The organism is Ferruginibacter sp. (assembly GCF_028288465.1).
In the GTDB taxonomy this organism is placed as follows: Bacteria; Bacteroidota; Bacteroidia; order Chitinophagales; family Chitinophagaceae; genus Ferruginibacter.
On sequence record NZ_JAQBNR010000015.1, the window covers coordinates 131912 to 146060 of the forward strand.

Below are 14149 nucleotides of genomic sequence, written 5' to 3' on the forward strand. Positions count from 1 at the left end.
CTATTGTCTATTGACTATTGACTATTGACTATTGACTATTGACTATCGACTATCGACTATCGACTATCGACCATTGACTATTGACCATTCACAATTGACCATTCACCATTCACAATAACACGCTCTAAATAAAGAAGAAGATGAAAAAAATACACCTCCTGTTTGTAGCGCTGCTCACTTTTGGTGCAGCCTTTGCGCAGACCTTTCAACCCAACTGGGCATCACTTAATACCCGCAAAATGCCTGAATGGTTTCAGCAGGATAAGTTTGGCATTTTTATTCATTGGGGCGTGTATGCAGTGCCTGCTTATGCACCGGTAATACCCAACAGCGGCGATAGTTATGCGGAGTGGTACTGGTATCGCCTGCAGGAAAAGAATAGCAACTTTACAGCCTTTCACAATAAAAATTATGGAGCTGATTTTACCTACCCGCAATTTGAAAAACAATTTAAGGCGGAAATGTTTAACCCCGATCAATGGGCGGATGTGTTCAAAAAATCAGGGGCTAAATATGTAGTGTTAACTTCCAAACACCATGAAGGTTATTGTTTATGGAACAGTGCTGAAGCTGACCGCGACTGGAACCGGCCCTGGAACGCAGTAACGGGTACGCCTAAACGCGATTTGCTCGGCGACCTGAGTACGGCCGTAAGAAAATCCGGTTTAAAAATGGGCTACTACTATTCCCTCTATGAATGGTTTAATCCCTTGTGGTTAATGGATAAAAAAAGATACGTATCAGAACACATGATACCACAGTTTAAAGACCTGGTGACAAAATACAAACCATCTGTCATTTTCTCTGATGGTGAATGGGAACTGTCTGACACCGCCTGGAAAAGCGAAGAGCTGCTGGCCTGGTTATTCAATGAATCTCCGGTAGCAAAAGAGGTGGTGGTAGATGACCGCTGGGGCAACAACACCCGCAGCAAAAATACGGGGGCTACTTATTCTACATCAGAATATGGCAGCGGCATGGATGCCAGTGTTACCTGGGAAGAAAGCCAGGGCATTGGTCACTCGTATGGCTATAACCGCAATGAAAAACTGGAAGATTACAAAAGCAGTCACGACCTGATTTTGATGCTGGCAGATATTGTATCAAGAGGCGGTAACCTGTTGCTGGATATCGGGCCTACAGCCGATGGCCGCATACCAGTAATTATGCAGCAGCGGCTGGAAGACATGGGCGCCTGGCTGCAAACAAACGGCGAAGCGATCTACGGCACCAAAGCATATAAACAGCCGTACGAATGGAGCGAAGGCAAAAAGCCAGAGAAGAAAGGCGAAGCTTTTATGGCAGGTTACAGCATTGCAGAAATGGTAAAACCAAAAAAGGAATTTGCCAATGTAGAAGCTTTTTTTACAACCAAAGGAAAAGACTTGTTTTGCATCATACCGAATTATAGACCGCAGATAAAACTGCGCAATTTTAAAGTAGCCTCAGGAGCTTCCGTTTCTATTTTAGGAAGTACTAAATCACTGAAAATTAAACAGGTGGGGCAGGATGCCATCGTTGATCTGTCTGCGTTAAAACCCGGCGAGGTTGCCGCTGAGTTATTTGTGTTACAAATAAAAAATGCTTTGTAAATTAAAAAATGAAGAAGCTTAATGCGATTATTGTATGGGGTTGTTTAAGTCTTGTATATACGATGTCAACTGCGCAGGTGATTAACGGGACTACTAAAAAAATACTGTTCATTGGTAACAGCATTACATGGGCTGGCATGTATGTAAACGATGTGGAAGCGTATCTGCGGGTTCAGTACCCGGGGCGACAATTCGAAATCATCAATGTTGGTTTGCCAAGTGAAACAGTATCCGGCTTATCCGAGCCAGGGCATGCGGATGGAAAATTTCCACGACCGGATTTACATGAGCGGCTGGATCGTGTACTGGAGCAAACAAAGCCCGATTTGGTATTCGCTTGTTATGGAATGAATGATGGTATCTATATGCCTTTGGATTCCGTAAGGTTTCAAAAATTTAAAGAGGGCATCAACTGGTTGCATGCCGAAGTGGTGAAAACAGGAGCAAGAATAGTGCACTTAACGCCACCGGATTATGATGAAGTGAAAGGTAAAATTATTGGCTATACAAAAGTGCTGGATACCTATTCAGATTGGTTGCTGAGTAAAATACATTCATCCAAATGGCAGGTAATTGATATTCATTATCCAATGAAAAAATACCTTGAGGAGCACCGCAAACTGGATGCAAATTTTGCACTGACACAAGACGGAGTGCATCCCGATGAAACAGGGCATTGGATTATGGCCCGGCAAATTTTATTGTATCTGGGATTTAAACCAGTCGCTGCGTCTAATAGTATTATAACAAGTTTATCACAAACAAAGGACGCAAAAAAACTGCTGACACTTGTTGCAGAAAGGCAGAACATGTTAAGGGATGCCTGGCTCACGGCAACCAAGCACACCCGCCCGGGAATGGCCACCGGATTGCCTTTGAGCGAAGCGCAGGCGAAAGCAGCATCGATGCTGTCTGCAATTGAAGTATTGATTCCAGGCAAAAAATAATGGGAAACAGGTACACCAGCCTGGAATAAAAGGCCTTTATAAAATGCGGTCGTTTATCTTCCACAATTGAATTCCAAAAGAAATAAAATTGTTGTACTTAAAATATATTCCATGAGCAATGAAGCAGCAGGCCAACGCAGAAACTTTTTAAAGCAGGCAGCAAGCCTTGGAGCGTTGGCTATGTTTCCAGCAACAACAATCTTCTCGACATCCGTAGTAACAAACACGAGCAAAGGAGGCGATGGCTATACTTTTTTATTCCAGGGCGATTCCATTACGGATGGCAACCGCACCAGGGACAAAGACTGGAACCATGTGATGGGGCATGGTTACCAGTATATTATTGCAAGCAAGCTTTGGTATGATTTTCCTTCGAAAGGATTTCATTTTTTTAACCGCGGCATCAGCGGCAATAAAGTACCCGACCTTGCCGCCCGCTGGCAAACCGACACCATCGATATACAACCAACCTGCTGAGCATTTTAGTGGGCATCAATGATGTGGATGCACTCCTGCACGGAGACAAGCATTTTACCGCCGGCCAGTTTGAACAGGATTATCGCCAACTGTTGCAACAAACAAAACAAGCTTTACCCGATACACAACTCGTAATTGGCGAGCCATTTATTTTGCCTGTTGGCAGAATAAAAGAAAGATGGGCCGAGTATTCTGCTGAGATGATACAACGCCGGGCCATTGCGAAAAAGTTAAGTAAAGAATTCAATGCTATTTTTGTTGAGTTTCAAACCGCTTTTGATAAAGCGTTATCAAAGGCACCGGCTGATTACTGGATTTGGGATGGTATTCATCCAATGCCTGCCGGGCATGAGTTGATGGCGAGGGAATGGATTGAACAGGTGAGTAGGCATTTGCCGTTTATTAGGTCGTGATTCACAATAATTATCCAGAATCAATAAACAGAAAATAAAATTTCATTTAAGCAGTTAGTTTAGTGGGTTTGAAGTATAACATCATTCAGCATTCCCCAACGTTACTCTAAAAAATCCAGCAATTTCGCCCGCATTTTTGGAGCACTTTGGGTCTATCTAAAATTCAAATTTCATTTCAGGTCGTTTTTTGATCGGCACCAAGCATTTATTACGTGAAATGCCTTATTGTAGTGGTGTAGATATTTTTTTTGTGATTATCCGAAAAGATGCCACGTTATCTTCATTAGTAAATAATCAAAGTAAGAAAATATTACAAGATGTTGCCGTATTCTTACAAAATGAGAATGCCATTTCTTAATGATCTGAGCCCACCTCATTTACCACTTAACATTTTAAAACCAATATTAAATAGATTTATGCAGAAGACGATTTTATCAGTACTTACAATAATTATTTTTTCTAAAGCTGTAAGCGGCCAGGTAACAAAAGGGAGTTGGTTAGTGAGTGGTAGTGCAAATTATTCCAGATTGCAAAGTTCAAGTGAGGCTGCTACGAAGTTTAAGCAAACGAATTTTCAAATAAGCCCTACCGTTGGATATTTCTTAAAAGATAAATTTGCCTTAGGACTTAGGCCATCACTTTCTTATGGCAGTAACACTATTGCTAATTCAAATACTGTTCTTGGTATTGGCCCTTTTTCCAGGTATTATTTTCTTAAGCCCGAAAATATCTTTAATCTTTTTACTGAAGGCAGTTATTCTTATGGAACTATTACCGGAGGCCAAAGACTAAACACTTTTTCAATTTTGGCTGGCCAGGTAGTATATTTTAATTCAAGCGTTGGACTAGAATTTACTGTTGGTTATTCTACAACTAAAATTGTTGACTATTCCGGTACTAATAACGAAATTAAAGTTGGTATTGGCTTTCAATTTCATTTAGAAGAAGATAGATAAAAAAAATCACATCAAATTAAAACAATGTTCAATTTTTTCCGCTCCGAATCTCCGCCCGTAAGTTTCCAAGGCGACTCTCTGCACAAGTTGCTGAAGTCCACAACCAGCAATGGTTGCAGGACTCGACGATTAACAATGAAGATTTCTCGCATTAACAATAAAATCGGCTATGACAATTTGATGATGCCGTCGTGATAGGTAGTAGAGTCCTGCAGGTTGTAAAGAATTGTGAGGCATCATACCCAGAGCAGAAACTCGCCTCGGAAGTTTTCAGTTTTGCAGGACCACCACCCAGGATTTAATCTCACCCACTAACTCCCCATCTTCATCTTTAAATAATCCCCTCTGTATGCCAGTGGCGTCTTTTTGGTAATGGTTTTAAACTGCTTATTAAAATGCGATAAATTATTGTAGCCACATTCATAACAAATTTCCGATACATTTTTTTCATCTTCCACCAACAACCTGCAGGCGAAGCCTATCCTTACTTCCATCAAAAACTGGATATAGGTTTTATTGGTCTTGTTTTTAAAATACCGGCAAAATGATGGTGTGGTCATATTCAAAATAGCCGCCACTTGCCCAAGGTGAATTTTCTCCTGGTAATGATTAAACGTGTATTCAAAAGCCAATTTTATTTTATCCCTGTTGGTACCCTCTGGTGATAGCATAAAACCCGCAGAAGACAGCGGTTTACATTCTTTACTGGCGGCAATTTCTTCCAGCAAAAAAAGCAGGTACGCCAGTTTCATGCCGGGGGAGGCGGTCAACATTTTCTCAATGGTTACGGGCAGACTGTTTTTTGTTTTACCGGTAATCTGTAACCCCGTCTGGCATTTTGCCAGCAACTGCCGCATGACCTTGGTTTCGGGCAGCTGTAAAAATGTGTCGCCGAATATTTCAGGCACAAATTTGATGCAGATAGATTCGCCGGGCGCTATACCTTTTTTATTGATGTGGGCATATTCGTGCCGGAAACAGTGCGGTAAGTTGGCTCCAATCAACACCATATCGCCATTGTCGAAGTTGCCGATATGATCACCAATCAGCCAGGTGCCAGAACTTTTTTTGATGTACAACAGTTCAACTTCCGGGTGGTAGTGCCAGTTGTTGAGCATGCTTTCGCCGACATCTTTCCGTACCAAAAAAGAAGACTCAGGTGTGGTGGTAATCTGGCGTAAAGTTGGTTTCATACATTGCAATAACGGGCAACTAAGTTAGGGTAATATACCATCAGTCTTTGAAAATAAAATGACAGTATAAATCAATGGTTAAAGGTAAGTTTACATTGTAAACACGATGCCATAAAGAACACCAACGTTTACTGACGAAGGTAATAACGATTGCAGAAAGGGGAAGATTGCCGGGAATGACAATATTTTACCCTTTCGTTTTTCCTTTGTTGTAGTCAATTACCGGAGTTTATTTGCATTTATGGAAAACCAATGTATAAAGGAGTGCATACCTTAAGCGCCCGCCTTTTGTGCGACGATAGCAGCCAGCGTTTAGTGCGGGTGCCTGGGTATGTTTTTAAAAAGGGTGATTTTAACCAACATGGCAGCCAATCAGCAATCAATCAAACAACTGTTTTAATAATCTAAAATGAACAAGGGCATGAGAAAGTTTTTTTTGTTTTTAATGATGGTATTTTGCTGCACCACCACCATATTACAGGCACAGGAAAGATACCAGGCTACCTGGGAATCGTTAAAAAAATACCAAACGCCCGATTGGTTCCGGGATGCCAAGTTTGGCATTTTTATTCACTGGGGTGTTTATTCGGTGCCGGCTTTTGGCTCTGAGTGGTATCCACGGCAAATGTACCAGCAGGGCTCTGATGAGTTTAAACATCATGTTGCCACGTATGGCAGCCAGGATAAATTTGGTTACAAAGATTTTATTCCCCTGTTTAAAGCCGAAAAGTTTAATCCTCAGCAATGGGTGGCGTTGTTTAAACAGGCTGGTGCAAAATATGTAGTGCCGGTAGCAGAACACCATGATGGATTTGCCATGTATAAAACGGCCTACTCCAAATGGAATGCTTTTGAAATGGGACCGAAAAGAGACGTAATTGGCGAACTGGCGGCAGAAATAAAAAAGCAGGGCCTGGTTTTTGGATTGTCTTCGCACCGCATAGAGCATTGGTTTTTTATGAATGGCGGCCGCAAGTTTCCATCAGATGTATTGGATGACAAATTCAATGATTTTTATGGTCCGGCAAGAGAAGAAAACGAAACGCCGTCGGCTGAATATATGAATGATTGGTTGCTGCGCAATACAGAGCTGGTTAACAATTACCAGCCACAATTGTTTTGGTTTGATTGGTGGATAGAACAACCCGCCATGGATCCTTACCGTAAATCGTTTGCTGCTTCCTACTACAACAAAGGGCTTGAGTGGAACAAAGGGGTGGTGGTAAACTATAAAAATATTTCATACCCGGATGGTACGGCCGTGCTTGATTTGGAGCGGGGTAAACTGGCTGGTATTCGTCAGCTGGCCTGGCAAACGGATGATGCCATTGGCAATAACTCCTGGGGCTATGCGGCGGGCAATACCTTTAAAGACGCCAAATATGTTATCACTAACCTGATAGATATTGTCAGCAAAAATGGCAACCTGTTGCTGAACATCGGGCCACGCCCGGATGGTACCATCACTGATGAAGAAACGCAAACCCTATTGGGTACGGGTAAATGGCTGGAAGTTAATGGTGAAGCCATCTATGGAACCCGTCCCTGGAAAACATTCGGCGAGGGCCCCACAGAATCTGCCAGTGGAAGTTTTGCTGATCAGAAAAAGCCATTCACTGCACAGGATATCCGGTTTACTACCAAGGGAGACATCTTGTATGCTATTGCTATGGGATTACCCGCTACCAACACCACCGTTAAAGCATTGGGGGTAAAAGCCGGCAATGGTACCATCGCATCAGTAGAAATGGTGGGCAGTACCGAAAAAGTATCCTGGTCGCAGCAAGCCGATGCGTTGGGAATAAAGCCATCTAAAAATTATCCATCGCAAAACGCGGTGACGTATAAAATAAGTTTAAAAAAATAACCTGTAATGACAGCATTGGTATGCACTGAACCTGGTGCTTTTGACTATAAAGAAATGGCGCCACCGGCATTAACGCCCGGTCACGCCATCGTACAAATAAAACGCATCGGCATTTGCGGTACCGACCTGCATGCCTTTGAAGGAACCCAGCCTTATTTTTCTTACCCCAGGATTTTGGGGCATGAGCTGGCCGGTGATTTAATTGAAGCCGATGGTGCAGAAGGATTTGTGCCGGGTGAAGCCATCACCATCATTCCATATTTTAACTGCGGCACCTGTATTGCCTGCCGCAATGGCAAACCGAACTGTTGCACACAAATCAATGTATTTGGTGTACACAGCGATGGGGGTATGGCTGAGTATGTATCAGTGCCGTCTTATTCACTGTTAAAAAGCAATGGGTTAAGTTATGATGAGCTGGCATTGGTTGAACCGCTGGCCATTGGCGCCCATGGCGTGCGCAGGGCAAACATAGCGGCGGGCGAATTTGTGTTGGTAATTGGTGCCGGCCCTATTGGTTTGGGCACGATGGAATTTGCCAGAATTGCAGGGGCTACCGTAATAGCGCTCGACATCAACGACCAGCGGCTGCAGTTTTGCGGGGAGAAATTGGGAATTGAGCATACCATCAATGCCGCGTCAGACAATGTAATACAAAGACTGAAAGCCATCACGAATAACGACATGCCCACGGTGGTAATTGATGCGACCGGCAACCGCCAGGCCATCAACAATGCCTTGCAGTACCTGGCGCACGGGGGCAGGTTTGTATTAATCGGTCTGCAAAAAGAAGAGATCAGTTTCAGTCATCCTGAATTTCATAAACGCGAATCAACCTTAATGAGCAGCCGCAATGCCACCCGAAAAGACTTTGAAACGGTAATGGCAGCGATGAAAAGCGGGTTGGTAAACCCGGCTAATTATATTACGCACCGGGCGAAGTTTTCGGAAGTAAAAGAAGTGTTTCAAAGTTGGCTGATACCGGCTACCGGCGTTATTAAAGCGATGGTGGAAATGGGATAGACGTGGAATTATTGTAACCTGTGTTGTATATTTAAAGGCGAATAATATATCGCATCAACATACTATACAATGGAAAACTTTTTTACAGAGCTTTTTCAATACACTGACGACACCAATCAGCAATTGATTGATTTGATGATTAGTCAGCCTGAAAAAATACCCGCGAATGTAACCAGGCTGTTTAGCCACCTGCTGAACGCTCATCATGTATGGAACGCCAGGATTACCAAAAGCGAACCACATTACGGCATATGGCAGCTGCATTCAACTAGTGATTTTAGAAAGATTAACCGGGACAATATCGACAATTCCTTCCAGATACTGAACAGTCGTAACCTGGAAGAAATGATAGACTATACAACTTCTAAAGGAGCCCCCTTTACAAACAGTATAAAGACCATGCTATTCCAGGTGATAAACCATTCTACTTATCACCGGGGGCAGATCGCTTTGGAATTAAGACAGGTGGGAATTGATCCCCCGCTTACTGATTATATCTTTTGGAAAAGATAGTTATAGCTGAAGACTATCTACATCACCACATAGTTGGTTATTTTTGACAAGTCTTCATTTTATTTGGAGAAGATTTAAACGAACGTTGTCTTAAACAGAAAAAGAAAAGAATGATAAAACGATTGCTTGTTAGCTGCATGGTATTGCTTGCTGTTGCTGATGGATTGAAGGCGCAGCCTGGTGAAAAATTATGGTATAAACAACCGGCTAAAAAATGGACGGAAGCCTTGCCCATTGGCAACGGCCGTTTGGGCGCCATGGTATTTGGCGGTGCGGCCAATGAACTGATTCAATTAAATGAAGCCACCTTGTGGGCAGGTGGGCCGGTAAGAACTAATGTGAACCCCGGCGCTTACGACAATTTATTAAAGGCAAGACAAGCCTTGTTCAACGACGAGCACTATGACAGTGCTTATCAATATGCCAAAGGCATGCAGGGTTATTACTCAGAAAGCTACCTGCCGCTGGGCGATTTAAAAATTCACCAGCAATTAAAAGACAGTAACATTACCGGTTATTACCGTGACCTCAATATCAGCGATGCGATCGCCACCACCCGTTTTACCGCAGATGGTACGGTTTTCACAAGGCAGATCATCAGCTCCGGGGCCGACCAGGTAATTGCCATTCATCTTACCGCCAGCAAACCAGGGCGGTTAAATTTTACCATTGGCACCGGCGGCTTATTGAAATACCAGCAATCCATCATCAGCAACAATGAAATTGCGATGAAGGGAAAAGTGCCTTCGCATATTCAACCGGTATATGTAGGTACTGAAAATGCGGTGGATGAAAAAGACCCCACTGGTTGCAGGGGCATGCGTTTTGAATGGCGGGTAAAAGCCATTAGTAAAGGCGCAACCGTTACTACAGATGCAACAGGCATCACCGTAAAAAATGGTACCGATGTGTTGATCCTGCTATCTGCAGCAACCAGTTTTAATGGTTTTGATAAATGCCCGGATTCAGAAGGAAAGGATGAAGATAAAATTGCAACCGGTTACCTGACTGCTGCGGCTAAAAAGAATTGGTCATCGCTGTTAAGCAGCCACCTGGCTGACTTTCATCATTTTTTTAACCGCGTAAATTTTACGTTGGCAACGCCGGCGAATAACACAAACGCAGCCTTGCCGACGGACGATCGGTTACTAGGATACACCGAAGGCGCCAAAGATCCATCTTTTGAAACACTCTATTTTCAATATGGTCGTTACCTGCTCATCAGTTGTTCCCGCACACCAGGCGTGCCTGCTAATTTGCAGGGTATCTGGAACAAAGAATTGCAGCCACCATGGAGCAGCAACTACACCACCAACATCAATGTGCAAATGAATTACTGGCCGGCCGAGGTCACCAATCTTTCGGAGATGCATTTGCCGCTGATGGATTTTATTGGCAATGTTGCCACGACAGGGAAAGTAACATCGAAAGAATTTTATCATACCAGCGGCTGGGCTTTGCATCACAACAGTGATATCTGGGCGCTCACCAACCCGGTAGGTGATATTGGAAAAGGCGATCCCATGTGGGCCAACTGGACGATGGGTTCACCCTGGTTATCGCAACATTTATGGACGCATTACAGCTTTACAAAAGATAAAAAATTTTTGAAAGAATATGCTTACCCGTTAATGAAAGGAGCGGCTGAATTTTGTCTTAGTTTTTTGGTAGAAGACAAAGACGGCTACCTGGTAACTGCACCGTCATTTTCGCCTGAAAATAGTTTTATTGACGACAAAGGAAAAGAAGGAGCTGCTTCCATTGCAACCACTATGGACATGTCAATCATCCGCGATTTATTCAGCAACCTGATTGATGCGTCAAAAGAGCTGAATGAAGATACTGAATTTAGAAACCTGTTGATAGCGAAAAAAGAAAAGTTGTATCCTTTCCATATTGGCAAAAAAGGAAATCTTCAGGAATGGTATAAAGATTGGGAAGATGTAGATCCGCACCACCGCCACGTTTCGCACCTGTTTGGTTTATATCCCGGCAGCCAGATATCGCCTGTACTAACACCAGACTTAGCGAACGCTGCAAAGAAAACACTGGAGCTAAGGGGAGATGCCGGAACAGGCTGGAGTCTTGCCTGGAAAATCAATTTCTGGGCCCGCCTACTGGATGGTAACCATGCGTATCTGATGATAGGAAAATTATTGCACCTCACCGGCCAGGAAGGTACCAATTATGCCAATGGCGGTGGCTCGTATGTGAACCTGTTTGATGCACATCCGCCGTTTCAGATTGATGGTAATTTTGGTGGCATTTCCGGCATGAGCGAAATGCTGCTGCAAAGCCATTTAGGCGAACTGCATCTATTGCCTGCCTTGCCCGACGCCTGGCAACAGGGTAGCATTAAAGGTTTAAAAGCAAGAGGCAATTTTGAGGTAGCCATTAACTGGAAAAATCATTTGTTAACCGGTGCTGTAATCAAATCAAATGCGGGCGGTGTTTGTAAAGTAAGAGCAGCGATTCCATTTAGTATGGTTGGTGTTGCTGCAAAGTCTGTTGCAGATAATAATGGCTACTACTTATCCTTCAATTCACAAAAAGGCAAAAGTTATGTTGTTGTACCCGGAGGTGAAAAATAGTATAAAATAGAAAGGGAATTTACTTTCCACTAAATGTTTCAGTTATTTGCGAGATATTCTCATAATCAATCTGCAGGCTCATCATAAACCTATAGGATTTAAGTAAGTTGTGACGAGAAGAATGTATCAACAAAATCCTATAGGTTTGCGCAGATTTTACATCACCTTGATAAAATGTAACTGTCAGCCACAAATCGTATGATCAAAAGAAATTGCTTACTAATAATTTTCATGCAATGCATTTTTAATTGCAGCGGGCAAATAAAATTATTGGTAGCATTAAATGGCAACGATACTAACTCCGGAACAATCACCCAACCATTTCAATCGCCTGCGGCAGCGATAGCTAAAGCCATAACGCTAACTGGTAAAGACGTAGTGATTGAAATAAGAAAAGGCGTATATCACCTGGATAAAACCATTGGCATAACGGCAGCTTCTTACCAGGCACATTCCCTTACCATCCGCGGTTATAAAAATGAAAAGGTTATCATTAGTGGTGCACAAAAAATTACACCGAAATGGCAGCCGTATAAAAATGGCATACTTCAATCGCACATCGTATTAAATGAAAAGCCCGACAGGTTATTGATGAATGGAATCAACCTGCCAATGGCCCGCTATCCGAACTTTGATTCAACTGCAAGGGTATTTAATGGTACCGCTGCCGATGTCATCAGCGACGAAATAGTACGCAACTGGCAACACCCACAAGGCGGATTTATTCATGCGTTGCACGATGGCGAGTGGGGCGATTTTCATTATTTAATTACCGGTAAAACAAATGACGGTAAACTTAGTTACGAAGGCGGCTGGCAAAACAACCGGCCTGCACCCATGCATCCTCAATATCGTTTTGTAGAAAATATTGTGGAAGAACTGGATGCACCAGGCGAATGGTGGTATGACAACAATGCTCAAATATTGTATTGCTATCCACCACGCGGAGCCGTTGTTGAAAAGGCTCAGTTTGAAGTAAGTCATTTGACGGACTTATTGCACATCATTGGCGATGCTCATCAGCCGGTAAAAAATATTTCCATTCAAAATATGACATTTACCGGTACCAGCCGGAGTTTTATGCTTACCAAAGAGCCATTGCTTCGTAGCGACTGGACGATTTACCGGGGTGGTGCAATTTTACTGGATGGAACAGAAAATATCCGCGTCACTAACTGCAGTTTTTCAAGCCTTGGCGGTAACGCCATCTTGCTAAGCAATTACAATAAAAGCGATTCCATACTCCACAACGAAATCAATGATATCGGTGCCAGTGCGGTAGCATTTGTTGGTAATCCAGCTGCAGTGCGGTCGCCTGCATTCCGGTACGAGTTGTCTGTTCCCTGGAAGGAAATGGATTATACACCGGGTCCTAAAACAAATGATTACCCGCAACACTGTTTGGTGCAGGATAATTTAATTCACCACATCGGCACGATTGAAAAACAGGTGGCCGGTATTGAGATTGACATGTCGGCATGGATCACCGTTAGTCACAATACCATTTACAACACACCCCGGTCCGGTATTAATATCGGGGATGGTTGCTGGGGCGGGCATATAATTGAGTTCAACGACGTTTTTAATACGGTGCTTGAAACCGGCGACCATGGTGCTTTTAATTCCTGGGGGCGTGACAGGTTCTGGAGTCCCGACCGTTCAGTGATTGACAGCATTGTAGCTGCAAAGCCGGGCATAGAATTGCTGGATGTGATTGCACCAAACATCCTTCGCAACAATCGTTTTCAATGCGATCATGGCTGGGATATCGACCTGGATGACGGCAGCAGCAATTACCTTATCTATAATAATATTTGTTTAAACGGTGGCTTGAAATTGAGGGAAGGATACCACCGCACGGTGACCAATAATATTATCATCAATAATACTTTTCACCCGCATGTATGGCTAAAAAACAGCGGTGATATTTTTGAGCACAATATTGTTAGCACACCCTATGCACCCATTTTAATGAACAGCTGGGGCAAAGTCATCAACAATAATTTTTTTCTTACCAAAGACGGACTGGAGAAAGCGCAACAGTTGGGGCTGGATAAAAATAGCATTACAGGAGACGTTCAATTCGTAGATGCCGCGGCTGGTAATTATACAATCAAGGCTGGCTCACCCGCACTTAAAACCGGCTTTAAAAATGTGGATGGCAATGCAGGTGTAATATCACCTGCATTAAAAAGGAAAGCAGCATCTCCAGCAATCAAGCCATTGTTTACCGATATTGCATCCGGAAAGGTAAGTACCATTGAATGGTTGGGTGCACGCTTTAAAAATATTGAAACATTGGGTGAACGTTCTGCAGCAGGCATGCATGACAATCATGGCGCCATGCTGGTAGAGTTACCTGAAAAAGCCCTTGCAACAAAAAGTAATTTGCAAAAAGGGGATGTAATAATTCAATTGGATAACACACCTCTCAAAGCCATCAGCGATTTATTGCAAACCTATCAAAATATTAAATGGATGGGGAGTGCGGAATGCATAATCATCCGCAACCAGGCAGAAAAAAAGATAACCATTTATTTTAAATAGAAACACCGGATAAACAATAAAAAAGAATAA

At 43.1% G+C, this 14149-nt stretch carries 11 protein-coding genes; 10 read left to right on the forward strand and 1 reads right to left on the reverse strand.

Going from position 1 to position 14149, the window contains the following annotated elements; genetic code table 11:
- The first annotated feature begins 140 nt into the window (after positions 1-140).
- The 5 genes from JWR61_RS05685 to JWR61_RS05705 all read left to right on the forward strand — a co-directional run bounded on the left by JWR61_RS05685 (position 141) and on the right by JWR61_RS05705 (position 4385).
- Complete coding sequence (locus JWR61_RS05685) at positions 141-1592, forward strand: alpha-L-fucosidase (RefSeq protein ID WP_301926872.1); 1452 nt, start codon at positions 141-143, stop codon at positions 1590-1592.
- Between the two features lie 8 nt (positions 1593-1600).
- The gene (locus JWR61_RS05690) at positions 1601-2539 is read left to right on the forward strand and encodes an SGNH/GDSL hydrolase family protein (protein WP_301926873.1); all 939 of its coding nucleotides are present in this window, start codon (positions 1601-1603) and stop codon (positions 2537-2539) included.
- Between the two features lie 111 nt (positions 2540-2650).
- Positions 2651-3016 carry a hypothetical protein gene (locus tag JWR61_RS05695; protein WP_301926874.1) on the forward strand — a complete coding sequence of 122 codons (366 nt, stop codon included), beginning with the start codon at positions 2651-2653 and terminating at the stop codon, positions 3014-3016.
- A gap of 8 nt (positions 3017-3024) precedes the next feature.
- Positions 3025-3429, forward strand: coding sequence for a GDSL-type esterase/lipase family protein (locus tag JWR61_RS05700; RefSeq protein ID WP_301926875.1), 405 nt, complete (start codon positions 3025-3027; stop codon positions 3427-3429).
- Positions 3430-3845: 416 nt separating this feature from the next.
- Positions 3846-4385: an outer membrane beta-barrel protein gene (locus JWR61_RS05705; RefSeq protein WP_301926876.1), complete on the forward strand. Its 540-nt coding sequence runs from the start codon at positions 3846-3848 to the stop codon at positions 4383-4385.
- Positions 4386-4696: 311 nt separating this feature from the next.
- Here the strand turns inward: JWR61_RS05705 and JWR61_RS05710 are convergent, their stop codons facing one another.
- A complete protein-coding gene (locus JWR61_RS05710; RefSeq protein WP_301926877.1) occupies positions 4697-5578 on the reverse strand; it encodes an AraC family transcriptional regulator in 882 nt (293 codons plus the stop codon).
- A 421-nt stretch (positions 5579-5999) separates the two neighbouring features.
- Between JWR61_RS05710 and JWR61_RS05715 the strand changes: the two genes are divergently transcribed.
- The 5 genes from JWR61_RS05715 (at position 6000) to JWR61_RS05735 (ending at position 14119) form a co-directional block, all read left to right on the forward strand.
- Positions 6000-7445 carry an alpha-L-fucosidase gene (locus JWR61_RS05715; protein WP_301926878.1) on the forward strand — a complete coding sequence of 482 codons (1446 nt, stop codon included), beginning with the start codon at positions 6000-6002 and terminating at the stop codon, positions 7443-7445.
- A 6-nt stretch (positions 7446-7451) separates the two neighbouring features.
- Entirely contained in the window at positions 7452-8468 is a 1017-nt protein-coding gene (locus JWR61_RS05720) for a zinc-binding alcohol dehydrogenase family protein (protein ID WP_301926879.1), read from the forward strand.
- A 69-nt stretch (positions 8469-8537) separates the two neighbouring features.
- On the forward strand, positions 8538-8981 hold the full coding sequence (locus JWR61_RS05725; RefSeq protein ID WP_301926880.1) for a DinB family protein: 444 nt from the start codon (positions 8538-8540) through the stop codon (positions 8979-8981).
- Positions 8982-9091: 110 nt separating this feature from the next.
- Positions 9092-11572, forward strand: coding sequence for a glycoside hydrolase family 95 protein (locus tag JWR61_RS05730; RefSeq protein WP_301926881.1), 2481 nt, complete (start codon positions 9092-9094; stop codon positions 11570-11572).
- 231 nt (positions 11573-11803) lie between these two features.
- On the forward strand, positions 11804-14119 hold the full coding sequence (locus JWR61_RS05735) for a PDZ domain-containing protein (protein WP_301926882.1): 2316 nt from the start codon (positions 11804-11806) through the stop codon (positions 14117-14119).
- Positions 14120-14149 lie beyond the last annotated feature (30 nt).